The organism is Streptomyces rimosus subsp. rimosus (assembly GCF_000720725.1).
Classification (GTDB): domain Bacteria; phylum Actinomycetota; class Actinomycetes; order Streptomycetales; family Streptomycetaceae; genus Streptomyces; species Streptomyces rimosus_A.
Map to the genome: position 1 here is coordinate 45447 of NZ_JOCQ01000005.1, position 26250 is coordinate 71696.

At 71.2% G+C, this 26250-nt stretch carries 19 protein-coding genes and 1 pseudogene; 9 read left to right on the top strand and 11 right to left on the bottom strand.

Features of this window, described 5'->3' with window-relative positions; translation table 11 throughout:
* Positions 1 to 104: 104 nt before the first annotated feature.
* Positions 105 to 591, top strand: a pseudogene (locus IH45_RS1000000146195) (SDR family NAD(P)-dependent oxidoreductase); the annotation flags it as partial.
* Here the strand turns inward: IH45_RS1000000146195 and IH45_RS0104025 are convergent.
* The gene (locus tag IH45_RS0104025) at positions 539 to 1777 is read right to left on the bottom strand and encodes an FxsB family cyclophane-forming radical SAM/SPASM peptide maturase (protein WP_078897202.1); all 1239 of its coding nucleotides are present in this window, start codon (positions 1775 to 1777) and stop codon (positions 539 to 541) included. The pseudogene IH45_RS1000000146195 and the gene IH45_RS0104025 overlap by 53 nt on opposite strands.
* On the bottom strand, positions 1774 to 1965 hold the full coding sequence (locus IH45_RS0104030) for a YxD-tail cyclophane-containing RiPP peptide (protein ID WP_030661386.1): 192 nt from the start codon (positions 1963 to 1965) through the stop codon (positions 1774 to 1776). The genes IH45_RS0104025 and IH45_RS0104030 overlap by 4 nt, the downstream gene beginning before the upstream one ends.
* A 262-nt stretch (positions 1966 to 2227) precedes the next feature.
* Between IH45_RS0104030 and IH45_RS0104035 the strand changes: the two genes are divergently transcribed.
* Positions 2228 to 2800 carry a hypothetical protein gene (locus tag IH45_RS0104035; RefSeq protein ID WP_030661389.1) on the top strand — a complete coding sequence of 191 codons (573 nt, stop codon included), beginning with the start codon at positions 2228 to 2230 and terminating at the stop codon, positions 2798 to 2800.
* 90 nt (positions 2801 to 2890) lie between these two features.
* Here IH45_RS0104035 and IH45_RS0104040 read toward each other — a convergent pair whose 3' ends face one another.
* From IH45_RS0104040 to IH45_RS0104060, 5 genes are all read right to left on the bottom strand, one after another.
* Positions 2891 to 3751: an alpha/beta fold hydrolase gene (locus IH45_RS0104040; RefSeq protein ID WP_030661392.1), complete on the bottom strand. Its 861-nt coding sequence runs from the start codon at positions 3749 to 3751 to the stop codon at positions 2891 to 2893.
* A 229-nt stretch (positions 3752 to 3980) separates the two neighbouring features.
* The gene (locus IH45_RS0104045) at positions 3981 to 6479 is read right to left on the bottom strand and encodes a SpoIIE family protein phosphatase (RefSeq protein WP_050514511.1); all 2499 of its coding nucleotides are present in this window, start codon (positions 6477 to 6479) and stop codon (positions 3981 to 3983) included.
* Positions 6480 to 6558: 79 nt separating this feature from the next.
* Entirely contained in the window at positions 6559 to 10857 is a 4299-nt protein-coding gene (locus IH45_RS0104050) for a HAMP domain-containing protein (RefSeq protein ID WP_078897204.1), read from the bottom strand.
* A 301-nt stretch (positions 10858 to 11158) separates the two neighbouring features.
* Entirely contained in the window at positions 11159 to 11797 is a 639-nt protein-coding gene (locus IH45_RS0104055) for an SRPBCC family protein (protein ID WP_030661400.1), read from the bottom strand.
* 45 nt (positions 11798 to 11842) lie between these two features.
* Positions 11843 to 12193: a hypothetical protein gene (locus IH45_RS0104060; RefSeq protein WP_032916757.1), complete on the bottom strand. Its 351-nt coding sequence runs from the start codon at positions 12191 to 12193 to the stop codon at positions 11843 to 11845.
* A gap of 293 nt (positions 12194 to 12486) precedes the next feature.
* Here IH45_RS0104060 and IH45_RS0104065 point away from each other — a divergent pair, with 293 nt between their 5' ends.
* The 4 genes from IH45_RS0104065 (at position 12487) to IH45_RS0104080 (ending at position 15708) form a co-directional block, all read left to right on the top strand.
* Positions 12487 to 13509 carry an acyl-CoA dehydrogenase family protein gene (locus tag IH45_RS0104065; protein WP_030661406.1) on the top strand — a complete coding sequence of 341 codons (1023 nt, stop codon included), beginning with the start codon at positions 12487 to 12489 and terminating at the stop codon, positions 13507 to 13509.
* On the top strand, positions 13506 to 14255 hold the full coding sequence (locus IH45_RS0104070) for a PIG-L deacetylase family protein (protein WP_030661409.1): 750 nt from the start codon (positions 13506 to 13508) through the stop codon (positions 14253 to 14255). Before IH45_RS0104065 ends, IH45_RS0104070 begins: the two co-directional genes overlap by 4 nt.
* A 116-nt stretch (positions 14256 to 14371) precedes the next feature.
* Positions 14372 to 14959, top strand: a complete 588-nt coding sequence (locus IH45_RS0104075) for a class I SAM-dependent DNA methyltransferase (RefSeq protein ID WP_030661412.1) — start codon at positions 14372 to 14374, stop codon at positions 14957 to 14959.
* Entirely contained in the window at positions 14956 to 15708 is a 753-nt protein-coding gene (locus IH45_RS0104080) for a glycosyltransferase (RefSeq protein ID WP_030661415.1), read from the top strand. The genes IH45_RS0104075 and IH45_RS0104080 overlap by 4 nt, the downstream gene beginning before the upstream one ends.
* A 16-nt stretch (positions 15709 to 15724) precedes the next feature.
* Here IH45_RS0104080 and IH45_RS0104085 read toward each other — a convergent pair whose 3' ends face one another.
* Complete coding sequence (locus IH45_RS0104085; protein WP_030661417.1) at positions 15725 to 17392, bottom strand: carboxylesterase/lipase family protein; 1668 nt, start codon at positions 17390 to 17392, stop codon at positions 15725 to 15727.
* 313 nt (positions 17393 to 17705) lie between these two features.
* On the opposite strand from IH45_RS0104085, the gene IH45_RS1000000147695 reads away from it, so the two are divergent.
* Positions 17706 to 19298, top strand: a complete 1593-nt coding sequence (locus tag IH45_RS1000000147695) for a PLL family lectin (RefSeq protein ID WP_050514513.1) — start codon at positions 17706 to 17708, stop codon at positions 19296 to 19298.
* 14 nt (positions 19299 to 19312) lie between these two features.
* Positions 19313 to 20824 (top strand): PLL family lectin, encoded by a 1512-nt coding sequence (locus tag IH45_RS1000000145025; RefSeq protein WP_050514514.1) that lies wholly within the window; start codon positions 19313 to 19315, stop codon positions 20822 to 20824.
* A gap of 93 nt (positions 20825 to 20917) precedes the next feature.
* Here IH45_RS1000000145025 and IH45_RS0104100 read toward each other — a convergent pair whose 3' ends face one another.
* The 3 genes from IH45_RS0104100 to IH45_RS0104110 form a co-directional block, all read right to left on the bottom strand.
* Positions 20918 to 24139, bottom strand: coding sequence for an ATP-binding protein (locus tag IH45_RS0104100; protein ID WP_078897214.1), 3222 nt, complete (start codon positions 24137 to 24139; stop codon positions 20918 to 20920).
* A gap of 186 nt (positions 24140 to 24325) precedes the next feature.
* Complete coding sequence (locus IH45_RS01000000143130; RefSeq protein WP_050514531.1) at positions 24326 to 24769, bottom strand: DUF6234 family protein; 444 nt, start codon at positions 24767 to 24769, stop codon at positions 24326 to 24328.
* Positions 24770 to 25248: 479 nt separating this feature from the next.
* Positions 25249 to 25623 carry a MerR family transcriptional regulator gene (locus IH45_RS0104110; protein WP_030661428.1) on the bottom strand — a complete coding sequence of 125 codons (375 nt, stop codon included), beginning with the start codon at positions 25621 to 25623 and terminating at the stop codon, positions 25249 to 25251.
* A 144-nt stretch (positions 25624 to 25767) separates the two neighbouring features.
* Between IH45_RS0104110 and IH45_RS0104115 the strand changes: the two genes are divergently transcribed.
* Positions 25768 to 26103, top strand: coding sequence for an EthD domain-containing protein (locus IH45_RS0104115; RefSeq protein WP_030661431.1), 336 nt, complete (start codon positions 25768 to 25770; stop codon positions 26101 to 26103).
* Positions 26104 to 26250: the final 147 nt, after the last annotated feature.

The window sequence follows — 26250 nt, forward strand, 5'->3', positions numbered from 1 at the left end:
TGTGGGAATCGGACGAGGCGAGGGCAACCTAGTTAATTGTGCGGGGGATTCACCAGGTGGCCGCCATAGGCGACGGCCAGGTGACGGAATTGATGAAGCCGCTGAACGCGAGCGTGGTCACGGGTGGCCTCGAACGCACACGTGAGGGCTGGGAGCTGCAATTCGCGAGGAACCATCTTGGTCACTTCGCCCTCGCCGCTGGCCTTTATGACGGCTTGGTTCTGAAAGCGGCCGACCGCGACGGAGCACGGATCGTCTCGGTCGGTTCGACGATGCACATGCGTGCTGAACCCCGGCGGTGTCACGACGGAGCTGCAGCGGAACTTCACAACGCAACAGAAGGAGTCGCTCAACGCTGCCGAAGCCGCCGGAGTGTTCACGTACAAAACCGTCGAGCAGGGGGCTGCCACCAGCATCGTTGCGGCCGTTGCCCCGGGATTCGCGCACTCCGGAGGCCACTACCTCGATGATGCGCAAGAGGCCTACACCGTGCTGGACGACGCCGACCTCGCGCAGCACTCGCACGGGGCCTGCGAGTTCACTTATCGGCCCTTCGTGACCCGTTCCGCGCGGGCGGCTCACCGGGCGTAAGCGCGGCCCCCACTGGTGTACTGCGTACGGTTTGCTCAAGTCGGCCGCTGATATGGCGAATCAGGTATTCCAGATCTGCGCAGTACACCGAGGGGTGGTCGAAACCCGACCCGTGCACATAGCGGTCGGTGTACCTGCCGCCGCCACAGACGCCGACGACGGGACAGTGCCGACAGCTTTCGCACAGTGTGGGCAGTCCTCGCATCTGCGCGGCCACGGTATGCGGGTGGTGCAGGGCGTCTTCGAAGTCGTGCCGGAAAACGTCCATTCCCAGGTCGGGTGCGCCCGCGTACGCGGTCTTGAGGGAATCGAGGCGCTGAAGGGAACCGTCCGTGTCGATCACCACCACGGCCAGCGGGGACAGGCCCACCGTCTCGCTCCTGCTCGCCGCGCCGAGCAGCAGCGCCACGATCTCACCGAACAGCCGCACCTGTACGGGTGGGCGGCTCGGCGGCGCATCCCACCACAGGTCGAAGACGTGGGCCAGCCACCGACCGTAGGGGGCGGGGCGCGCAGCCCGGCATGCGGGCTCGGCGAACGGGCCGATTCCGGGTGGTGGCTCGCTCCAGTTCCCGTACGGCAGCAGGAAGTCCAGGCTGGGCGGGCCGAGTGCGACCAAGGACCGGTAGATCTCTCCGGGATCGGTGTCCACGTCGATGGTGCACAGGATGCCCCCGTACGAGGCCGGAGCATCGGCCAGCAGAGCGGCCGCCCGCCGTACCGAGGGCCACGAGGACCGTCCGGCGTGGTCGACGCGCCGGCGGTTGAGCCGGGCGCTGCCGCCGTCGAGGCTCAGGCCGATGACGATGCCGGCCGCGCTGAGCTGCTTCAGGATGTCCGCGGTGAGCAGCGTGCCGTTGGTCTGCACCGAAATGGCCACGGAGGAGTGGGGAGGCAGGGCGTCGCGGACGGTTTGCGTGTAGGCGATCAGCGGGGCGGGTCCGGCGAGCAGGGGCTCCCCGCCGTGCAGGTCGACTCGTATCGAACGCAGCCCGTGGGTGGCGACGTGCGCGGCGATCCGCTCCGCGGTGCGGCGCATGGTGGCCCCGGCCACCCGGACGGGGCGCTCGCGCCAGCTCTGGTCGGGGCCCTCGTAGACGTAGCAGTAGGTACAAGCGAGGTTGCACCTGCTGTGCACCTTGAGCACGAACTGCTGGAAGGGTACGGGCCGGGCGGCCTCACTCACGCAACAGGAGGCGCGTCATCGTAGAACGCGACAGCGCCGTCGGGATTCTCCAGGCGCTCGCACACGCCGGGGAGCAGCGTGCTCAGCACCGGGTGGTCCGTACGGGACGTCAGCTCGCCGAGCGGCAGAGCAGTGAGATCGGGAAGCCGCTCCTCGCTGGGCTGCACGGGCAGGTACGTGTGGGACATGGCGGCACCTTCTTCCCTCGGTCCTCGCTCGTCGCTCGTCGGGTCTTGTCAGGTTGGCATGCTTCCATGGGGGAGGCAGCGTGCAGTTCGGGCCAATGCGGGGGGGGGCTGTCGCCCCGGCGAGGCACCTCGGTGCGGAGGGCTTGATCGGTGACGGAGTCGCGGTGCCGGAAGCCGGATTTCGAAGCGGTTCCGTGGCGTTTCGATATCATGTGCCGGGGCCGTCACTTCACATCTTCTCGGCCCCTGTAAGGAGCGACACTTGACCCCGCATTCCCTCGCGTTCTACATGGACGTGGTCGCCTCAGGGACGGTGCTCGGTGCCAAGCCGACGGACAGCCCTGACCGAGTTACCGAGATTCTGGGTTCCGACTTCGCCGAGAACTCCTTCGATGACCACAGCATGTCTCGTGACTACGGAATGGTCGAGTTCTTCTGGCTACGGGAATCGCCGGACCATCCTTGGGAGGGGCACCACTTCACGCTTCAGGTGCGCCAGCTGGCGCATCACGGCGGCAGCGTCGTCAACGAGGCCATCCGCGACCGGTACGGCCGCTTCGACCGCCATCTGCGGTTCGACAAGCTGGAGCGGTTGCTGGGAAAGCGCGGCGTGTTCCTGGAAGACGTTCCGGACGTCAATGCTCCAGCTGTGACACAACACTGGCAGCCTGCTTCCCAGGTGTCCGTCCTGGTGTTCCGGGCCCGCGAGGAATGGCAGACATGCCGGCGCAGCGCCGACCGGGTCGGAGACGTGCATGCGATCTGTTCATCGGTGAGCGCGGAGAGTGTGGCCGGGAACAGGAAGCGCTATGGCTCGGACAGTGCTCGGTCTTGACGGAGTGGTGCCCGGGCTTCCATCGATGTGGCCCGCGCCGGGTCGGCCGGGGAGCGGATTCGTCTTTCTTGTACGGCGTCCGGAAGCCGACTAAGGGCAGGGCCCGGCGGCAATCAGTCGGATTTCCTCGGCTATCAGACCCGGATCGGTGAGCGGTACGTAATGCCCGGACCGGGGAGCGATGACGTGTTTGCCCTGTGCTGCCTTCGCCGCGCAGCGGGCGTGGGAGTTGTTTGCCGCGCGGCGGATGGCCTTGTTCATGCCGTTGCCGGTGAGTGCGCCGGAGATGAGGGTGACGGGCAGGTCGCCCAATTCGGGCGGGGCGCTGCGGAATGCGGAGAGTTCGTCGAGGAAAGTGCGGGCCTGGGCGCGCTGGGTTCTGATCAGGCCGACGGTGAATCCGTCGCGTTTCATGTCGCGGCGCGCGTCCTCGGGCAGCGGTGCGGCCGTCCACCGGTAGACGAGGCCGAGCAGCCGCAGGCGGGCCAGCAGGAGGCTGATCGCGATGGACGTGCGCTCGGCCCGCCGGAACATCGGGCTGAACAGCACGTCCGCGCCCTCGTCGGTCGGGTCGACCAGGACCAGGCCGCGGATCCGGTCCAGGCGCCCGGTCGCGGCGAGGCGTACCAGCGGGCCGCCCGCGCTGTGCCCGACGAGTACGTACGGGCCGGGGCCGAAGTGGTCGAGCAGGTCCTCCAGGTCGTCCGCCATGCGGCGCATCGTGCGGGAGGCGGGGTCGGCGGGGCTGCGGCCGAGTCCGGCGCGGTCGTAGACGATGGCGCGTGTCCAGGTGCCCACCGTGGGCTGCACCAGGGCCCAGGACGAACGGGTGGCGGCGGCGCCCGCCTCGAAGACGACGGTCGGGGTGCCGGGGTCAGGATCGGCATCGGCTCCGCCGTGCGGGCCCGGCAGCACCATGGCGTGCAGCTTGCGTCCGTCGCGTGTGGGCACCCATTCCGTACGTCCCTGAACGTGCGTCACTGCGTGGGTGATTGAGGGCATGCGCTGTCCGTCTCCCCGTCGTGTGGCCAGCTTGCCGACCGGCGACTCCTGGAGTGGTTAGGTTAGCCTAAGTTGACGCAAGCGGGGTTCGCTTCTCGTGGGCAAGGGGCAAGGGGCAAGGGGCAAGGGGCAAGGCGCGCGGAGCGAGATGGCCGATCGCCGCGAGTCCCCCTCCGCCTCACGCCACCTCGATCCCCACCAAACACGTGTCGTCATCCGTATCCGACTTGCTGTGCGTCAGCAACTGGTCGAGCCGGTGCTCCAGCGTCGGCGCGGGAGACTGCGCGGTGGCGAGCAGCTGGGCCAGGGAGTCGTGGATGGCGGTGTCGCGGCGTTCGACCAGGCCGTCCGTGTACATCAGGAGGGTGTCGTCCGCCTCCAGTTGCAGCTCGGCCTCCTCGTAGGTCGCTTGCGCGACGGCTCCCAGGAGCATGCCGCCGACCAGGGGGAGCCTGGTCGCCTCCCGGCCGCGGACCAGGACCGGTGGCAGATGGCCGGCTCTGGCCCAGCGCAGGATGCGGGTCCCGGGGTCGTACAGGCCGCAGACGGCCGTGGCAGTGACCTGGTCGGTCAGGTGGTGCGCCACGATGTTCAGCCAGGACAGCAGCTGGGCCGGGCCCGCTCCGGTGATGGCGAGGCCGCGCAGCGCGTTGCGCAGGACCACCATGCCGGTGGCCGCCTCGATGCCGTGGCCCGCGATGTCGCCGACGCAGAGCAGGACGCGCCGGGACGGCAGGACGACCGCGTCGTACCAGTCGCCGCCCACCAGGGACTCGGTCTCCGCGGGCCGGTAGCGTACGGCGATCTGCAGGCCGGGCGCGGCGACCGGGCCCCGGGTGGGCGGCATGATGGCCTGCTGGAGCTGCAGCGCGAGACGGTTGCGCTCGGCCGATTCCTGCTCGGTGTGGGCGAGCTGGTCGCGGGTGGCGGCGAGCGCCACCTCGGTCCAGTGCTGGGCGGAGATGTCCTGGTAGGCGCCCCGTACGGTCAGGAGGCGGCCGTCCGCGTCGTGTACGGGCTCCGCGATCACCCGGATGTGCCGGGTGACGCCGTCGGGGCGCCGGAGGCGGAAGGCGGCCGAGGCGGAGCGCTGGTGGTGCAGCACGGCGCGCAGGAAGCGGCCGATGGCGATGCCGTCGTCCGGGTGGGCGTGGGCGGCCAGGTCGCGCAGCGATACGGGGGTGTCGGTGGGCGGCCGTCCGTACAGGGCGAAGAGCTGCCCGTTCCAGGTGATCTCGTCCGTCAGCAGGTTCTCCTCGAAGCCGCCGATACGGCCGAGGCGCTGGGCGTGCTGCAGCAGACTGGCGAGCCGTGCGGTCTCGTCCTCGATGCGCCAGATGAGCAGCACGCTGTCCCCGTGGCGGCTGACGCTGATGTCGGCGACGGCGGCGAGCGGGACCTGGTCCACCAGGGCGGTCAGGGTCATCCGCTGGGCGCGGAAGGGCTCTCCGGTGGCGTAGACGCGCTGGACCTTGTCGAACAGCTCGCTCTCGTCGGCGGCCATCGGGTACGCCTCCAGGAGGAGGGCGCCGTTGACGGAGCTGCGGGGGCGGCCCGCCGGGTCCATGAAGCGGCCGTTGACGTGGTGGATGCGGAAGTCGGTCAGCTCGCCGTCGGGCCCGAGATGGGGCGTGAGGACGAGGGCGGGATCGTAGAGGCCGTCCGCCAGGTCCACCAGTTCGGCCACGGCGGGCACGCGGTGGGCGGGGGTGGGGTTGTGCCCGTACGAGGTGGGAGTGGTTTCGAGGGTGTGGGCGCACAGTTCCGCCAGAGCCTCGATCTGGCGCATGATCACGGGCGGTTGCGGAGGTAGCGGCTGATTCCAGCAGATCTCCAGGACGCCGTGGATACGGCCGCCGGTGCCGGCGGGCAGGGCCACGCGGCCGCCGTGCGGGTGGTGCGTACGGCCGATCGTGGGGATGCCCGTCTCGGACAGGGAGGCGAAGCGTACGGTGTCACGTTCGGCCAGTGCCTGGCGGGCGACGGTGACCACGCCGGGGGGTATGTACCGCCAGCGCACCGCCTCGTCGGCGGGGAACCCCGCGTGACCGGCCAGGGTGAGCGAGGTGTCCGAGCCCGCGGTCCACACGGCGACGGCCGTGGCTCCCAGCGGCGTCAGCGCGTGTTGCAGGAGTGAATCGGCGACGGCTTGTGCGTCACCGGCGGCCAGGGCAGCGCTCTCGGCCGTACGCAGGCGCACTCCGACGGTGGTGTCCGCCTCGGCGTCCGGGCCCGCCCCGGCGCGCTCGGTACGGGTGCGCCGCAGGAAGTCACCGGCGATCTCCGCCACCCGGTCGCGGGCCGCCTGATTGATGATGTCCACGGCCAGCTCAAGCTGGGACACCGCGGCCTTCTCCGCGAGTTCGGCCAGCTGCCGCGTCGCCTGGGCCGGTCCGCACCGCAGGCGCTCGACCATGATGCCCTTGGCGAGTTCGATCAGGGCACGCCCGTCGGCCGCCGCGTGCGCCGCCTGCACCTCGCTGCGCAGCCGCTCGACCGTGGCGGCCAGCCGGCCGACGGTGGACGTCCGGTCCGGCCGGGCGCCCGTGGGGGCGGGGCGCCGCGCCGGCGCAGGCAGGCCGCCGCCCGGTACGGACGGGCCCCGGCCCGGCCCGTCCTCGGACGTCGGCGACCCGTCGTCCCCGGACGGGGTTCCGACGTGCTCGAAAGGGCTCATGATCGTGTCGATTCCTCAATGCGGTGGGTACGGCTCGTGAGCGGGGCCCGGACGTGCCCGGCCGGCCGGGCACGTCCCCTCACGAGGGCAGCCACCGGCGGACGCAGGCGATCAGGTCGTCGGTGTCCACCGGCTTGGTGACGTAGTCGCTGGCACCGGAGGCGAGGCTCTTCTCCCGGTCCCCGGGCATGGCCTTGGCCGTGACGGCGATGATGGGCAGCCCGGCGTGTTCCGGCATCCGCCGGATCTCCGCGGTCGCGGCGTAGCCGTCCATCTCGGGCATCATCACGTCCATCAGGATCAGGTCGATGTCCGGGTGTTCGATGAGCGCCTGGATCCCCTCCCGGCCGTTCTCCGCGTGCCGTACGTGGATGCCGTGCAGCTCCAGGATGCCGCTGAGCGCGTACAGATTGCGGGCGTCGTCGTCCACGACCAGAACGGTGCGGCCGCTGAAACCGTCGTCGACGGGCTGCGGAGCTTCGGGCTCCTCCGGACGTACCAGCGGCAGCACGTCACCGGGCTGCTCGGCGGACAGGTGCAGGGCGATGCGCTCGCGCAGTTCGTCCAGGCTGGAAAGGATCTCCAGCGGCTGGGTGCGGGCACGCGTCTGCAGGGTGCGTTCCTGCTCCGCCTCCAGGCGCCTGCTGTTGTGGGCGAGGACCGCGACGGTGCGTACGGCGGCGTCGCCGTCCATCGCCTCCAGGAACCGCAGGGCCTCACCGCCCGCCATGTCCAGGTCCAGCACCACGCAGTGGAAAGGCTCCGCGGCCAGCGCGCCGGCGGCCTCCTGGGCGCCGACCGCGGAGATGACCTCGATGGCTTCCGGGCGGTCGCCCAGGTCCTGGCCGCCGCCGGCCAGCTCGGCGACCGCGCTCTCGGCCACATGGGAGAGCAGCCCGCGGGGACGCTCTTCGATCACCAGCAGCCGGCGCGGCGGCGCGGGCGCGGCGACGGCGGGGTGCGGCCGGTTGCCGGGCCCCACGCCCCGCTCGCCCGCCGGTGCCTCGACGGCCGCCGGGCCACCGGCCTGCTCCTGGAAGTCGGCGCGGGCCACGGGCAGGTACAGGGTGAAGGCGCTGCCCTGCCCCGGCGTGCTCTCGGCCGTCACCGCGCCGCCCAGGAGGTGGGCGATCTCGCGGCTGATGGACAGGCCGAGGCCGGTCCCCCCGTACTTGCGGCTGGTGGTGCCGTCCGCCTGCTGGAACGCCCCGAAGATCACCGCGAGCTGCTGTTCGGCGATGCCGATACCGGTGTCCTTGACGCGGAAGGCGACCACGGGGCCGCCGCGGCGGACCGTATCGGGCAGTTCGCTGTCGGCGGCGGGCTCGATCCGCAGCTCGACGCTGCCCGCCTCGGTGAATTTGACCGCGTTGGACAGGAGGTTGCGCAGAATCTGACGCAGCCGCGCGTCGTCGGTCAGCAGATCGACCGGGACGCCGGGCGCCGCGTCGATCCTGAAGTCGAGGCTCTTCTGGGTGGTCATCGGCCGGAACGTCGCCTCGACGTAGTCCAGGAGCTGGCGCAGCGCCACCCGTTCCGGGTTGATGTCCATCTTGCCCGCCTCGACCTTCGACAGGTCCAGGATGTCGTTGATGAGCTGGAGGAGGTCCGAGCCGGCGGAGTGGATGATGCCCGCGTACTCAACCTGCTTGGGGGTCAGGTTGCGCGTCGGGTTCTGCGCGAGCAGCTGCGCCAGGATGAGCAGGCTGTTGAGCGGGGTGCGCAGTTCGTGGCTCATGTTGGCCAGGAACTCCGACTTGTACTTCGACGCCAGCGCCAGCTGCTGCGCCCGGTCCTCCAGCTCCTGCCGGGCCTGCTCGATCTCCAGGTTCTTGGTCTCGATGTCGCGGTTCTGGGAGGCGAGCAGTTCGGCCTTCTCCTCCAGCTCCTCGTTGGAGCGCTGGAGTTCCTCCTGCTGCCGCGTCAGCTCCCCGGAACGGGCCTGCAGCTCCCCGGCCAGGCGCTGCGACTCCTCCAGCAGTTCGTCGGTACGCGCGTTGGCGACGATGGTGTTGACGTTGACGCCCACCATCTCCATGAGCTGTTCGAGGAAGTCCCGGTGCACGGGGGTGAAGGAGGTGAAGGACGCCAGCTCGATGATGCCGAGGACCTGGTCCTCCACGATGATCGGCAGCACGATCAGGCTGCCCGGCGCCGTCCGGCCCAGGCCGCTGGAGATGCTGATGTAGTCGCCCGGCACACCGTCGGCGACGATCGTACGGCGGCTGCGCGCGGCCTGGCCGACCAGCGACTCGCCCAGCGCGAACCGGTCCGGCGCGGTGCTGCCGGGGGGACGGCCGTACGCGCCGACGAGCCGCAGCACGGTGCCGCGCTCGGCCTCCTCGGCCAGGTAGAAGGCGCCGTACTGGGCCGAGACGAGCGGCGTCAGCTCGTCCATGACCAGCTCGGCGACGACCGAGAGGTCCCGGTGCCCCTGCATAAGCCCGGAGATGCGGGCCAGGTTGCTCTTGAGCCAGTCCTGCTCCTGGTTGGCCCGGGTGGTCTCACGCAGGGACCGCACCATGGAGTTGATGTTGTCCTTGAGTTCCGCGACCTCGCCGGAGGCGTCCACCGTGATGGACCGGGTCAGGTCGCCCTCGGCGACCGCGCTGGTCACCCCGGCGATGGCCCGTACCTGCCGGGTGAGGTTGCCGGCCAGCTCGTTGACGTTCTCGGTCAGCCGCTTCCAGGTGCCGGAGACGCCCTCGACCTCGGCCTGCCCGCCGAGCCGCCCCTCGCTGCCGACCTCGCGGGCCACCCGGGTGACCTCGGAGGCGAACGAGGAGAGCTGGTCGACCATGGTGTTGATGGTGGTCTTGAGCTCCAGGATCTCGCCCCGGGCATCGACGTCGATCTTCTTCGACAGGTCACCGTTGGCGACGGCGGTGGTGACCTGGGCGATGTTGCGCACCTGACCGGTCAGGTTGTTGGCCATCGAGTTGACGTTGTCGGTCAGGTCCTTCCACGTACCGGCCACATTCGGTACGCGGGCCTGGCCGCCGAGCATGCCCTCGGTGCCGACCTCGCGCGCCACGCGCGTGACCTCGTCGGCGAAGGCGGAGAGCGTGTCGACCATCGTGTTGATCACCCCGGCGAGCGCGGCCACCTCGCCCTTCGCCTCGACCGTGATCTTCTGCGAGAGGTCGCCCCTGGCGACCGCGGCGGCCACCTGGGCGATGGAACGCACCTGGCCGGTCAGGTTGGAGGCCATCACGTTGACGTTGTCGGTGAGGTCCTTCCAGGTGCCCGACACGCCCCGTACGGTGGCCTGCTCGCCGAGGTTGCCTTCGGTGCCGACTTCGCGGGCGACGCGTGTGACCTCGTCGGCGAAGGCCGAGAGCTGGTCCACCATCGTGTTGATGGTGTTCTTCAGTTCCAGGATCTCCCCGCGGGCATCGACCGTGATCTTCTGCGACAGATCACCCTGTGCCACCGAGGTGGCGACCGCCGCGATGGAGCGCACCTGCGAAGTCAGGTTCCCCGCCATGAAGTTGACGGAGTCGGTCAGGTCGCGCCAGGTTCCGCCCACTCCGGGCACCTGCGCCTGACCGCCGAGCCGCCCCTCGGTGCCGACCTCCCGGGCGACGCGCGTGACTTCGTCGGCGAACGCGGAGAGCTGGTCCACCATCGTGTTCACCGTGGTCTTCAGCTCCAGGATCTCGCCCCGGGCATCCACGGTGATCTTCTGCGACAGGTCGCCCTTGGCGACCGCGGTGGTGACCTGCGCGATATTGCGTACCTGCGAGGTGAGGTTCCCCGCCATGAAGTTGACGGAGTCGGTCAGGTCGCGCCAGGTTCCGCCCACTCCGGGCACCTGCGCCTGACCGCCCAGCCGCCCCTCACTGCCGACCTCCCGGGCGACGCGCGTGACCTCGTCGGCGAACGCGGAGAGCTGATCGACCATCGTGTTGACGGTGTTCTTCAGCTCCAGGATCTCGCCCTGGGCATCGACATCGATCTTCTGCGAGAGATCGCCCTTCGCGACGGCGGTGGCCACCTGGGCGATGTCGCGTACCTGGGAGGTGAGGTTGCCGGCCATGGCGTTCACCGAATCGGTCAGATCCGCCCAGGTGCCGGAGACGCCCGGCACCTGGGCCTGGCCGCCGAGGCGGCCCTCACTGCCGACCTCGCGCGCCACCCGGGTCACCTCCGAGGTGAACAGGGACAACTGATCGACCATGCCGTTGAAGACGGTCGCGATCTCCCCGAGCAGCCCGTCCGCGTCGCCCGGCAGACGCGTTCCGAAATTCCCGTCCCGTACGGCCGTGAGCCCCGCGAGCAGTTGCCGCAGCTCCGGCTCACCGACCTTCACCTCGGTGCGCGGTGCCCTCGCCCGCGACACCGGACGCGCCTTCTCGCCCGCCGTTCCAGCAGCCATGACCAAACCTCGTTCCCCTGCCCAGACTGCCAGCGGGGGGCTCGGCGGCGCTACGGTTCCCGCCGCCGGAGGCGCGCACACCCGTGCCCCGCGCCGACACCTCATGACCTTGCCGTACGGCAAATTCGTGAAAGGTTACCCCGAGGCGTCATCGGAAGACATGATGATCCTCACTTGGGGTGGTCTGCCTGTTGTGTCGGGTGACTTGACGGCCTTCGGAGGGCGGGGCGGGCGCGGTGGGGGAGTACACCGCGCCCTCGTTGTCCCGGGCCTTCGCCCTAGCCGCCGAACGTACGGTGGTTCAGTACGTCCGGCCATGCGCGCGGGCTTCGGCGGCGGCCTTGAGGTCGCTCAGCCACTTTTCGAGGCCCCTGCGGAGGATTTCCGTGGCGAGGGGGACATTCGATTCGACCTGGGCGCCGTGGTGGGTCTCTTCGGTGCTCACGCGCACGCCGCCTTCGACCTTGGTGAAGTTCCACACGTGGACGCCCCTGTCGATGCGCAGTCCGTCACCGATCGCGGGGCCGGTCCAGCGGATGCAGGAGTTGTGTTTGAGCTGCTCGACGGTCGAGGTGATTTCCAGGGTGGTGGCGGGAGTCGTGGGAGTGGCGGGCGCCGGGGTCGTCCACCGGAAAACCGAACCCTTCCGCAGGGGGCCGTGATCGAGGCGTTCCGCGGTCTCGACAGGGGACTGCCAGGACGGCCAGCGCTCCACATCGGTCTGCAGCTTCCAGATGGTGCGCAGCGGCGCGTGGATCACGGTCTCGGTCCTGTGGCGGATGAGGGCGTCGGGATCGACGCCCTTGCCGCGGCAGGTAAGAGACTTGCCGGGGTGGTGGGAGGTGGCTCCGGCGGGTGCGGCCGTGGTGCCGAGGAGGCCTATGACGAGCGGGAGGGTGAACAGGGCGGCGCGGGTGCCGGTTCTGCGGATGCCGGACATGGCGTTCTCCTTGTGAGGTCGGTGCGCGGTTCGCATGCTGGGCCGTCAGCGGGTACCGGCGCGGCGGAGGGTGACGATGAGCGCGGCGGACGCGGCGATGATCAGTCCTGCGAACGCGGGGTGCATGTCCTTGGACAGGCTCTGCGCGCCGTCGGGCCGCACCAACCACACGACGAGCGGGGCGGCGTAGGCGACGGCGAGCAGGGCGGCCGCCCGGCGCACCACCCGGTCACGGACGTAACGGAACGCGCCGGCCGACGCGATGGCGACCGGGAGGGCCGCGATCAGGGCGAACCGACCGGCGATCAACACGGGGACCGCCCAGGAGGAGACGGCCACCGCCAGTGGGACGCGCCGGGCGGCGGAGGCGGGGCGTGAGGGGACGGTGGTGGTCATGAAGATCCTTCGCTCGAAGGTGGCGGAGGGTGTGCGCCCGGGCAGGGGCGTGCTGCGCACTCCGCGCGCGATAGGGGCTATTGCGCGAGTTAGAGGTTATAACCATTTGATGGAGAGGGCAAGAACCGGGGTTCAGGAGTGCCCCAGGGGGACCGGGACCGGGTCCGGTGGGATCGCCGTATAAGAGATCCATTGCGGGGTATTCGGATCGAGCCGGTCCGACGTCGAGGTGCGGGCCGTGGGATTCCTGGATGCGAGTGCCGGTCACGGCTGTGCGGAAGGTGGGACGTGACGTGAGTGTGGGAGTGGACACGAGACGAATCCCGGACGCCGAGGAGCTGCGGCGGTCGGTGGCGGACCGGTTCGCCACCTGGGTGGACACTGAGGCGCGGGACCTGCCGCTGCCGGGAGCGGGGCGTACGCGTGACCGCTTCGCCGCCCTGTACGCGCTGGGGCGCACCGACCTGTCGCTCGCCCGGCTTGCGGAAGGGCATGCCGACGCCACGGCCATTCTGCGGGAGCTGGGGGAGACCCCGCCCGGCCCGGGCGAGCGCTGGGGCGTCTGGGCCGCGCAGCCGCCCGGTACCGGTCTCCAGGCGCGCCAGGAGGGCGACGGGTGGCTCCTGGAGGGGTACAAGGCGTACTGCTCGGGGGCGCACTCCTGCACCCACGGCCTGGTCACGGCGGACACCGGGGAAGGACGCAGGCTGTTCGCCGTACGCGCCGATCACCCCGGTTACGCACCGCTCGAAGGGACCTGGCAGGCCATCGGCATGGCGGGCAGCGACACCCCGGACGTGCGCTTCACGGCGGTTCCGGCCCGGCCGGTCGGCGGGGTGGATGCCTACCTGGACCGGCCGGGCTTCCAGCACGGCGGCATCGGCGTCGCCGCCTGCTGGCTCGGCGGGGCGCGGGCGGTCGCCGGCACCCTTCAGGCCGGTGCCCGTACGGAGGATCCGCTGACCGCCGTACACCTGGGCGCGGTGGACGTGGCGCTGTACGCCGCGGAGACCGCGCTGTGGGAGGCGGCGCGGGCCATCGACGCCGACCCGCTGGACCGCTCGGGCGCCGCACGGCTGCGCAGCCTGCGGGTACGGGCGATCGCGGAGCGGGCCTGCAGCGACGTACTGGACCGGGTCGGGCGGGCGACCGGCGCCGGACCGCTGTGCCACGACCCGCGCCACGCCCGCAACGCCGTCGACCTGACGGTGTACATCCGGCAGCACCACGCCGAACGCAACCTCGCGGAGCTGGGCGCGCTGGTGGGACAGCAGACGGAGCAGGCGGCGGAACCCGAAGCGAGGCCGGAACGGTGATCGGTTCGTTCGACCGCGCGGCGGCCGCCGAGGCCATCGAAGCCCCCGGTACGCCGGAGGAGCAGTGGGCGGCCTGGCCGGAGCTGGCACGGCTGCCCGCCGTACGGCCGCCGGCCGGGCCCGTCGTGGTGGTCGCCGCCCACCCCGACGACGAGGTCCTGGGGTTCGGCGGCACGATGGCGCAGCTCGGCGGCGAGGTCGGGCTCGTGACCGTCACCGACGGCGAAGGGTCGCACCCGCACCTCCCGGCGGAGCGGATCGCCGCACTGCGTGCGGACGAGCTGGAGCGTGCGCTCGGCGAACTCGGGCTGCGCGGGCACCGTACCTACCGGCTGCGGATCCCCGACACCGGTGTCGGCGCCCACGAGGCACGGCTGGAGCGGGAACTCGCCGCGGTGCTGCGGGAGACCGGCGCCGCGCTGTGCGTCGCGCCGTGGACGGGCGATCTGCACGCCGACCACGAAGCGGCGGGGCGGGCCGCGGCCGTCGCCGCCCGGGAGACCGGCACACCCTGCTGGCACTACCCGGTGTGGATGTGGCACTGGGCGTCGCCCGGTGATCCGCGCGTCCCGTGGTCCGCCGCCCGGCGGCTGTCGCTGTCCCGGCCGGCGCGGACGCGAAAGCAGGCGGCGATCCGCCGCTTCGCCAGCCAGATCGCTCCCCTCGGCCCCGGCGACGACACGGTGATCCTGCCGCCCGCCGAACTCGCCCACCACACGCGCCCCTTCGAGGTGGTCTTCACATGACGACGACGAACCGAACGGAACGTTCCGCCACTACGGGTACGGACCGCTCCACCATTACGAATACGGCCCGCTCCACACCCACACCCCCGTCCACGCCGCCCTCCTACTTCAACACCATGTACGCCGGTGCCGCCGACCCCTGGGACCTGGCGGGCCGGTGGTACGAGCAGCGCAAGTACGCCCTGACCGTCGCCGCGCTGCCCCGCCGCCGCTACCGCCGGGCGTTCGAACCGGGCTGTTCCGTCGGCGTCCTGACCGGGCTGCTGGCCGAGCGGTGCGACGCGGTGCTGGCCGCCGACCGGGTGCCGGCCGCCGTCGAGGCGGCCGCCCGCCGCAACCGCGACCGGTCGCACGTCGAGGTGCGGACCATGGCGGTACCGGACGAATGGCCTGAAGAAACGTTTGACCTGATCGTGCTCTCCGAGCTGCTGTACTACTTCGACGACGCCACGCTGCGGGAGGTCCTGCAGCGGACCGTGGACAGCCTGGAGCCCGGCGGAACCCTGGTGACCGTGCACTGGGACCACCCGGTCGAGGACCACCTCCGTACCGGTACGCAACTTGCCCCGCTGCTCACCGGCCTGGACGGGCTCGCCCCCGTCGCGCGGCTGGACGACGCCGACTTCGTGCTGCACACGTTCACCCGGCGACTGCCGGACGGCAGCGCCGTCCCCGCGCCCGCGGCAGCCGAGGGGCTGGTGTGAACGGCCCGGTCACCGCACCGGCGGCCCTGGTGGTCGCCGTCCCCGCGCACAACGAGGAGGCGGCGCTGCCGGCCGCGCTCCGAGCCCTGCACACGGCCGCCCGGCAGCCGGAACTGCGGGCGCGGCGGGTGCGGGTGGTGACGGTCGTCGCGGCCGACGCCTGTTCCGACGGCACCGCGGCGCTCGCCCGCCGACAGGGCGCGCACGTCGTGGAGCTGACGCGGCGCAACGTCGGCGCGGCCCGGGCCGCCGCCGTCGCGCACGGCCTCGACCTGCTCGGACCCGCCGCCGACCGGGCCTGGATCGCCACCACCGACGCCGACACGCTCGTGCCCGCCACTTGGCTGGCCCACCAGATCGAGCAGGCCGCCGCCGGATGGGACTGCGTGCTCGGCACCATACGGGTCGCCCCGCACCCCACGCTGAGCGCGGCGGTCGCCCAGCGGCACCGCACGCTGTACTTCGCCGGGCGGCCCGGCCGCGACCGCGCCTGGGACCACCCGCACGTCCACGGCGCCAACCTGGGAGTCGCCGCCGACGCCTACCGGCGCGTACGGGGCTTTCCCGCGCTCCCGCACAGCGAGGACCACGCGCTGGCCGCCGCACTGGAACGCGCCGGCGCCCGCATCCTCAGAACGGACCGCTGCCCCGTCCTCACCTCCGGCCGCACGGACTCCCGCGCAGACCACGGTTTCGGAACGTACCTGCAGGACCTGACCCTGGCGTCCACCACCGGGAATCTCCGCTGAGCGGGTGCGAGTGCCCTTACGGAAACCCGCGCCAGAAGCCCAGGGCGTGTTCATGGGCGTAGTCGACCGGAGCGATCCCGTCCGGTGTCAGCGACTGGGTGTACGGACGCGGGTCCGCGTCCCGGTACGACGGACGCGGGTCCGCGGCCCGGTACGGACGCCAGGCAGGCAAGCGGAGCCCATTGGGCGTGCCGGTGCGGGCGAAGGCGGCCCACTGGTCCGTCATGGTGTCCGACAGCCACCGCTGCGCGGCCGTGAAGCGCTTGCTCACCTCCGGCTCCTCGAACAGGTAGGGCGTGTCGCCCGCGTGGTAGGCGCCGAAGGCGAAGCGGCCCGGCAGCGGGAGGTACATGGGCGCGTTCCGGTCGGCGAACTCGTAGGCGTACGTCGGAACGTACCGTGAGAGAGCCATGTGCTGCGCGTGGGTGCCCCGGGCCCACAGCCGGTCGGTGACGACGGCCGACCAGGCGATGGCCGGGGACGGGAACCGCGCCGGCGGGTACTGCGCGCGCACCGCGTCCGCGCGGCCGCCGAACGCCTTCGTGAGCGCCCGCCCGTAGTCGTCCCCGGTGAACGGCTTGCCGACGGCGTCGTACAGCATCCCCACGAACGTACGGTGCTCGTCGCGGGTCGCGCCCGAGAGCACCGGCACGCGGTGGAAGCGCCCTTCACGCAGAGACCTGGCCGGGAGCCGCGGCAGCGTCGCGTTGCCGTAGGCGAAGAACTGGAAGGCGTTCATGATGTGCGGCACCTTGAGAATCCGCTTGACCGGCAGGGCACGTAGACACCGCAGCGTCCGTGCGGGGTCGGGCACCGTACACCCCAGCGACGAGGTCATCTCCGCGCTGATCTCCTCGGCCTCCCGGGCCGTACGCCAGACGAACCACGGATATCCCGGCACGTCCGGGCCCATCGCCCCGGTCGGCAGGTCCATCATGCCCTCGCCGCTCGACAGGACGGCCCGGTGGAACAGGCCCCGCGCCCCGGGCGAGGTGAGGTGCCCCGTGATGGCCGCGGCGCCGAACGAGGAGCCCGCCACGGTCACGTTCCCCGCGTCACCGCCGAACGCCGCCGCGTTGCGCCGCACCCAGCGCAACGCGGCCTGCTGGTCCTGGAGTCCGAAGGTCCCCGATCCCTTCAGGTTCGGGTGGGCGAAGCCGCCGAAGATCCCCAGCCGGTAGTTGACGGTGACGACCACGACGCCGCGGTCGGCGAGCCGGCGCGCGTCGAAGAAGCTGCCCGCACCGACCGACCCGTCACCGTGGATCCACACCAGTACGGGGGCGGGGCGGTGCCGTACGGCGGCGGGCGCGGTGACGTTCAGGAACAGGCAGTCCTCTTCCTCGCTCGACACCTGGGCGTACGGGGACGGCACCTGCGGGCACAGCGCGCCCGGCGCGGCGGCGTCCCTGACCCCCTTCCACGGCCGCACCGGCCGCGGAGCCGCCCATCGGTACGCCCCCTCGGGCGGCCCGGCATACGGGATGCCCTGAAAGATCCGGTGCCGCGCCGACCGTACGCCGAGCACCAGGCCGGCATCAGTCCGTACGGTCACCCGTTCCGCCACCGCCCTCTCACCCGGCCGCACCCCGCCGGGCACCGCCGAGGCGGCGGCGCCCGCACTCAGGAATGCCACCGCCACCGCGGTACCGGCCAGCCTCCTCGGCCCTCTCCGCATCTTCATGGCCCGCTCTCCTCTCACCGACGTGACACCGCCGAACGGCAGACGGCCGACGGCATGTGATGTCACCGAACCGGCCCGTACAGCCGCAGCCCGGCCTGCCGACACGGCAACGGCGACGCCGACCACTCGGATACGTGCGCCCTCAGCCGTCCTCCACGCGGCCACCCTCCAGGGCGATGAGCCGTACACGCGTCCGGCCGAAATGCCGTTTCTCCTGAAGGCGCGTGATTGCTTCTGACATCCGCCAGTTCGCAGCACGCGCCCCAAAGGCAGAGCCGTCTCACGGGGAGGCGGCCAGGCCGGGGGAGGCTTCATGGCACCGACCGCACCCGACTTCGGACCTCGCATCGACCCGTACGCGCCGTACGACCCGCAGCGCGACTGCGACCCCGCGGCCAAGCCCGGCGTCACCGGCTTCCGCGACCTGATCCTCGCCGCCTACCCGGACACCCGGGACCTGGGCATCAGCCGCCCCTGCGGCAGCGGCGGCCAGAGCGAACACAAGGAAGGCCGGGCCTGGGACTGGGGCGTCGAGGCCAACGGCCAGGCCCACCTGGCGGACGACCTGATCAACTGGCTGCACGCCACCGACCGGCACGGCAACCCCCACGCGCTGCTCCGCCGCTTCGGCATCATGTACATGATCTGGAACCGTCGCATCTGGATGGCGAACCGCCCCGACGCCGGCTGGCAGCCGTACCGGGGCAGCAACCCGCACACCAACCACATCCACTTCAGCTTCTCCTGGCCCGGCGCCCGCAAGGAGACCACCTGGTGGACGGACGCGGCTCCCAGGACGAACCCCCGGGTGAGTGTGGGGGTGCCGTCGGTGGTGGACACCGGTTCCGGGATGGTGATCTTCGGGGTTGATGTGGGCGGGGGCCTTACGCATCGTTGGCAGAGTGCTCCGGGTGGGGCCTGGTCGGCGTGGACCGCGTTGGGGCGTCCTGCGGGGCGTGCGGTGGGGCGGCCGTGGGCCTTGGTGGGCCGGTACGGCAAGTTGGCGGTCTTCGTCCGTGGTGATGACGGTGCCGTGTGGCATACGTGGCAGTCGGAGGCGGGGGAGTGGGCGCCCGAGTGGGTGTCATTGGGCGGGCACTTGGCTGGTGATCCGGCGGTGGTGCTGAGTCCGAACGGTGCGTTGTCGGTGTTTGCCCGGGATGCGGGTGGTCGGGTGACGCATACGTGGCAGCGGGGGCCCGAGCAGGGATACGCCTGGAACGACACCTGGGCGGACATGGAGGGTTCCGTCCGGGGCCGTCCTGTCGTTGTCGTCGGTCGTGACGGCGGGATGGTGTTGTTCGCGCGCGGTGCGGACGACGGACTGCACCACCGTTGGCAGACCGGCACCGGCGGGCCCTGGTCCGCCTGGACGCCGCTGCACGGCCGTCTGGTCAGTGATCCGGCGGTGGTGTTGAGTCCGAACGGTGCGTTGTCGGTCTTCGCCCGCGATTCGGCAGGCCGCGTCACCCATACGTGGCAGCACGGGCCGGAACAGGGGTACGCCTGGAATGACACCTGGGCGGATATGGAGGGTTCGATTCGAGGCCGCCCCACTGTTGTTGTCGGACGCGATGGCGGGATGGTGCTGTTCGCACGCGGCACGGACGACGCTCTCCACCACCGCTGGCAGACCGGCACCGGCGGGCCCTGGTCCGGCTGGACACCTCTGCACGGCCGTTTCACCAACGACCCGGCGGTCGTCCTGAGTCCGAACGGTGCGTTGTCGGTCTTCGCCCGCGATCCGGCGGGCCGCGTCACCCATACCTGGCAGCGCGGCCCCGAGCAGGGCCACGCCTGGAACGACACCTGGGTGGACATGGAGGGCAACCTGACCGACGACCCGCCCGAGGCCGAGAACCCGCACACGTCCCGCTCTCAGCAGCCGACCACGGCACCCGCGTAGACAGGAGATCCGTCATGGCACCCTGCCCCGTTCCACCGGACCGTGACCTGGAAGTCACCAAGGCCGTCTACCTCGTCGGGCGTGACCTCGGTGTCTCCGGCAAAGTGATGCTCGCCGGCTTCGAAGCCGGCTGGGTCGAGTCACACATGAACAACCTTCCGTGCGGCGACCGCGACTCGCTCGGGGTCTTCCAGCAACGCCCCAGTCAAGGCTGGGGCACGCCGCAACAGATCATGCAAGTGCCCTACGCGGCCACCCAGTTCTTCATCCGGGCCGTCCGCATCGAGCAGCAGAACCCGCAACTGACCGCCGGACAGACGGCACAGCGCGTACAGCGCTCCGGGTTCCCCGACCGCTACGACCAGGCCGAGACGAAGGCTCGGGCGCTGCTCGAAGAGGCGCGGAAAGCGGTGGGTCACGTTCCGCAGGCTGCCACCCGGGTGAGTGTGGGGGTGCCGTCGGTGGTGGACACCGGTTCCGGGATGGTGATCTTCGGGGTCGATGCGGGTGGGGGGATCACGCATCGTTGGCAGAGCGCTCCGGGTGGGGCCTGGTCGGCGTGGACCGCGTTGGGGCGTCCTGCGGGGCGTGCGGTGGGGCGGCCGTGGGCTTTGGTGGGCCGGTACGGCAAGCTTGTCGTCTTCGTCCGTGGTGATGACGGTGCTGTGTGGCATACGTGGCAGTCGGAGGCGGGGGAGTGGGCGCCCAACTGGGTGTCATTGGGCGGGCGTCTGGCGAGTGATCCGGCGGTGGTGTTGAGCCCGAACGGTGCGTTGTCGGTGTTTGCCCGCGATCCGGACGGGCGAGTCACGCATACGTGGCAGCACGGACCGGAAGGGGGTTACGCGTGGAATGACACTTGGGCGGATATGGAGGGTTCAGTGCGCGGCCGTCCCACTGTTGTCGTCGGTCGCGATGGCGGGATGGTGTTGTTCGCGCGCGGTGCGGACGACGGTCTGCATCACCGCTGGCAGACGGGTACGGGTGGGCCGTGGTCGGCCTGGACGCCGTTGCACGGCCGCCTGGTCAGTGATCCGGCCGTAGTGCTGAGTCCGAACGGTGCGTTGTCGGTGTTCGGCCGGGATGCGGCGGGTCGGGTGACGCATACCTGGCAGCGGGGGCCGGAGCAGGGGTACGCCTGGAATGACACCTGGGTGGACATGGAGGGTTCGGTCCGCGGGCGCCCCACCGTTGTTGTCGGCCGTGACGGCGGGATGGTGTTGTTCGCGCGCGGTGCGGACGATGGTCTGCATCACCGTTGGCAGACCGGCACCGGCGGGCCCTGGTCCGCCTGGACGTCACTCCACGGGCGCCTCACCAACGACCCGGCCGTGGTTCTCAACCCGCACGGCACTCTTTCCGCCTTCGGCCGCGGGCCGGATGGCCGTGTCACTCATACGTGGCAGCGCGGGCCTGAGCAGGGGTACGCCTGGAACGACACCTGGGCCGATATGGAGGGCAACCTGACCGACGATCCGCCCGAGGTCGAAATGACCACACCGACACCCTCTCCGGCGCCGGCATAGAACGCCGGCACCGCCGGACGGCCGCCCCGCCTGTAACGGGGGTGCGGGGCGGCCGTTCGGAGCGCGCTCGCGGGGCGAGTGGCCGCCCGGCGTTCACAAGCGCCACCGCACCTCGCGATCCGGTGCGTAGCGGCACATCGCTCCGGTCGACACGGCCGCCTGTAGGTGGGAGGCGAGTTCGGGGTGGTGCTCTCTCAGGCGGCGCAGAGTGTCCCGGATACGGGCCGTGACGTTCTTGCGGGCGCGGTCGGTCTCGTCGCCCAGGCGGCGGGAGCGTCCGGCCAGCCCGGCGGCTTTGCGGAGTTCGGCGAGCAGCGCCTTCCGCTCGCGGTCGTACTCCGCGGCCGCGTGGTCGTCGCCGTGGACGGATGCCCTGTCGATCTCCTCGTCGAGCAGTTCCAGGCGCTGCCGGTAGCGAGTCTTCGCCTCCTCGTCCAGGACCATGTCACTTCCGAGGGCGCCTGCCGCCGCTGCCAGAGGCGCGCTGTCCGGGTACAGCAGGCGGACGGCAGGGACGTCCTGGCCGGGACGGCCGAGCAGCGTGTGCAGGTCGGCCAGTCCTTTGGCGTCGGGTACATGGACGGTGCGGCCCGCGTAACGAAGGCGCCACACGGCCCCGTTGCGGACGAACTCCCGCTCCGGATGGCCGTCTTGGAGGTGATGGTGCGGGGTGGGGGAGGGCAGGCGGGGCCGGATGCGTTCGACGATGTGCGCCATGCCCAGTTCGCGGGCCTCGGCTTCGGTGGCGCGCAGGAGCGCGGTGGCCCGGTCGTGGTCGTCGTGGTCGTCGTGGTCCGCGCGGGCGAGCAAGACGTGGGCCAGTTCCGTACGGGCGCGTACCGACCAGGGCCGGGCGTGCAGCCGGTCGGCGGACCGCGCGGCGGTGGTGAGGTCCCGTACCGCTGCTTCCCACCGCTCCTCAGCAGCGTGCAGCAGGCCCGACCACAGGGCTGCCGGGCCGCTGATGTCCCAGCCGAACAAGGAGACCAGCCACTGTCCCCGGTACGGCGCCAAGGCCGTGTGTGCCTGCTCGCAGCGCGCCGGGTCCCGGGACGCCGCCGCGCTCTGCGCCTGGAGCCGGACCCGCAGGGGGGCGATGCCGCGTTCCAGCACAGTGTCGTCCACCGTGTCGTCGGACGAGTGGTCCCCGGGCCATGGCACCGGGCCGTGCGAGGCGGCGCCCTGTTCCAGTGCCGTGATGCCCGCCAGCAGTTGCGTGTACAGGTGGTCCTGTCCCCGCATCGCGCGGTGGGCCTGCTCCGCTGCCGGGAAGCTGCCCTGGAGGAGGGACAGCGCCCAGCGGTGGTGGCCGACGAAGTACTGGTAGTAGTTGGCGTGGGTGCCGCTGAGGGCCAGTGTCTGCGCGAGCAGGTCGTCGGCCTCGGCGAAGCGGCCCATGAACGCGTACACGACGCTGCGGTCGATGACCGAGATCATGCTGGTACGGGGCAGCCCGCAGGCGTCCGCTCCGGCCACCATGCCGGAGAACTGCCGCAGAAAGCCCGGGTCGTCCAGTTCCAGCAGGGCGACCCAGCGCATCGACGCCGCCAGATGCTCCATCCACACATCGGCCCGGCGGCGGGACACCTCCATCAGCTCCCCGGCCACACGGACCCGCTGCACGGCCGTGCCGGGTGCCCATACCGCGTGCAGGCGTGCCCACAGCCCCAGGTGCAGGGTGTCGTCGTCGCCGGCGGTACGGGCGGCCGCCACGACGCGACGGGCCACCTCGTCCACCGGGCCCGCGTCAGGCACCTCGGACGCGTCGGACGTGCCGGACGTGTTGGACGCGTCGGCCGGGGGGCGAGGCCCGGGAATCAGCGCACGGTGCGCCTCGCGCAGCGCCCGGATCTTGAGCCCCGTCCCGTCACCCCGGCCGTCCGCGTGGTGCAGCGTGAGCGCCACCCGGCCCACGAGTCCGGCGTCGCCCGTACGGGACGCCAGCGCGGCGGCGTCCTCGTACACCAGCCATGAGCGTTCGTGTTCGCCGAGCAACTGGAGTTCGGCGCCGAGGTCAAGGGCGAGGAGCACGTGGCGGCGTGGGTCGCCGGTTCCGAGCCGTTCGAGCGCGCGCCGGTAGTGCGCCACGGCCTCCTCACTCGCCAGCCTGCTCACCGCGTGCCGGGCCGCGGCCACCAGGATGTCCACCGCCTCATCGGCATCGAGGTCCGGGCCGGCGAAGTACGCGTGCCGGGCCAGGTCGGTGGGCCGCGCCCGGTCACCGGCGCCGGTGGTGTCCCGCAGAGCCCGTACGGCGGCGGCGTGCAGCCGGCGGAGCCGGTCCTCCGCCAGCCCGTCGTACAGGGTCTCCCTTACCAGGTCGTGGGTGAAGACGTACGCCTCGGCCGCCGACGGCTCCAGCAGTCCGGCCGCGACCGCCTCCCCGAGCAGTCCGGTGGCGAGGGATTCCGGCGATCCGGCAGTACGGGCCAGCGTTCTCCGCTCGAACCGGCGGCCCAGCACGGCGGCGGCGCCGAGCAGCCGTACGGTGGGCTCGCCAAGGAGTGACAGCCGCCGGTGCACCACGGCGCGGACCCCGGGCGCGACGGCGGCCACCGGCTGGCCGGCGGACCACAGGCGGGCCGTCTCCTCCACGAAGTACGGATTGCCGCCGGTGCGTTCGCACATTCCCGCCGTCGTGGCCGCGTCGGGCCGGGCACCGACCGTACGCGCGACCAGCTCCGCAACCTGCGGCGGGGTCAGCCCGGTCAACGCGAGCGTGGTGGCCTTCGCAGCCAGTCGCGGCAGCAACGGCCGCAGGGGATGGTCGGGCCGCTGCACCTCCACATCGCGATACGTCCCGATCACCAGCAGCCGCTCGAACCAGGTGTGCTGCGCCGTGAACTCCAGCAGGCTCAGCGACGCGGCGTCCGCCCAGTGCAGGTCCTCCAGCACCACGGTCACCGGGCGGTGCTGCGACAGCACGGTCAGCAGGGTCGTCACCGCGTCGAACAGCTCGAAACGCAGCGCGTCCCCGGCCCCCGTGCCCTCACCCAGCAGGACGGAGAGCGCTCCTCCGGCGGCCGTCGCCGCCTCCTCCCACTCACCGGCGGCCGCGCCGCGCCGCAAGCTCCGTACGGCTTGCGTCCACGGCCAGAAACCGGGCGTGCTGTCGGAGTCCCAGCAGGTTCCGCGCACCACCAGCATGCCGCCGCGCTCCCGCGCTTCGTCCACCGCGCTCCGCACCAGGGACGTCTTGCCGATGCCGGCCTCGCCCGTGACCAGCACCAGCCCGCCATGACTGGCGCGCGCCCGCTCCAGGCTCGACCGCAGCACCCGTACGCTGTGTTCCCGCCCGATCAGCGCAATTTCCATTCGTCCTCCCGGGCTTGGGCTGCGCGGTACTTCCGCGCCCCGGCCACGCGCCGCGTCAGCGGTACGTCGGTCCGCGGCCGGGTGTGCCGTCGCCGCCTTGATAGCCCGGGGGCGGGGGGCCGCGTGGCGTTACGTACCGACGTCACCTTCCCGGGTGCGACGGTGCCTGGTCGCGCGCCCGATTCCTCAGCTGCACCTCCCGCTGCCGCTGTAGCAGGGCGTGTAACCGGGGTCGGGGGCGGGAGCGGGGCCCGGGTGGGCGCGGTCGTAGTCGTGCTGCGCGAGTACGAGCAGTGCGGCCACTGCTCCGGCTGCCAGGAGTTGCGAGACCACCGTCCACGGGGCGCGGGACAGCAGCGCGCACGCGGCGATCACGACCGTGACGATGAGGAAGTGCCGCATCCAGGCGAGCTCCGCGAGGTGGGCCGCATCGATGCGCGCCTGCTTCCCTTGCGCGGCCCACACCTCCATGCCGTACCCGAAACCGACCCACAGAAATACGGCGGCCTCCACGAGGAACAGCACGATGCCCAGGGCGATGTCCCAGCCCAACGGTGTCCTGCGCGACCAGGGCAGCCGCCCGGGACGGGGCGGACGGGGGAGAGGAGGGACGGGTGGTGCGTACGTCATGACCGCACCATGCCGGGCGGCCGTGGAGCGCGCATGAGTACGCGCACTCAGTTTGTGATCAAAAATGGGTCGCCGTCCACGATGGCCCCCCGAGGCCACGGTGACGTGCGGCAGGCCCGGCTCGCCGTCCGATGCCTGGCCGGTGGCCGGCTGCACGATGCCGGGCGCGTTGACGACCTGCTGGAACGCGGCCATGGCACCGACCGATACGGCCACGGCATCGGGCGATCCAGCGGCGGTGAACGGCACCACCGTCCGGCGAACTGGTTCGAGCCGTCGAGATTCCGGGCGATGCACACCAGATTCGCGTCGTCCGGACTCAGCGCCGGCCACACCGGCTGCCACGTGCCGCCCGTGCTGATCGAGTCGTTGCCCAGTCGTGCGGTGCTGCCGGACAGGGCGCGCTGGGCCTGTTGCTCCTGTTGCTCCTGGTGCCGTCGGAGCGCCGGACACGTCACTGACCCGAGGAGCGGGTCGGTTCACGGTTCATCGGCTGCCGGCTTCGCCAGGTAATTCCGGTTGTCCTCGATGAGGTGGTCGAGCGCGGACCTGGCAGCGGCGAGGCCGTCCATGGCCGAGGAGAGCCGGGCTCGCTCACGGTTCATGATCGCCAGTGCGTGCCGCGCTTTGTGCCTGCTGGGCTCCGCCATGCAAGGAACCATCTCGGCGATGGTGGCGCTGGACATGCCTGCGGCCAGGAACGCCTGGATGAGGTGCACCCTCCGGACGTGATCGTCATCGTAGTGACGCTGTCCGCTGGGAGAGCGTGAACTGACGAGCAGGCCCTGGTCCTCGTAGTAACGCAGCGACCGACGGCTGACTCCCGTCCGAGCGGACAGTTCACCGATCCGCATGTCGACTCCTCGTTATGCGCCGGGTCACAGCGCCTTGCCCCTGACATCGATGTGAGCGTTTAGGTTAACTCCTGCGGTCGCGCGGCCTGCCGCCCCGGACGTCCGAACGCCGACGCGGCTCTCCGAGAAAGAAAGAAGAAGCCAGTGCTCAAGTTCGCCTTCATGATCAACCGCATCGAGGGAATGTCTTTCGAGGCATTCGTCGAGTACCACAGGGATCGGCACGCCCCGTTGTTCGCCTCCATTCCCGAGGCGCGGCGCTACGTGAAGAAGTACGCCGTGTCCCACCCGGTGCACGCCGAGAACTACCCGAGCCCGGCCTATGACGGCCTGACGGAGATCTGGTTCGGCAGCTGGGAGGACCATGACGCCTTTTTCGCCTCCGAGAACTACCGGAAGCTGGTCAACCCGGATGAAGCAAAGTTCATCGACCTGAGTTCCGTGGCCGTCATGGTCAGCGAGGAGAAAGTGGTCATCTAGCTGCGGTGTTCAGCGTCCGGGCGCAATCCGCAAGGGCGGCCGGCGGCGTGCGCCTCCCGGTCGCGTACGTGAACCAGTATCGACACCGAGCCGCCCCCGCCACCGCCCTCGCCCCCCGGCACGCCCCCGCCACCCGCTACGCTGGTC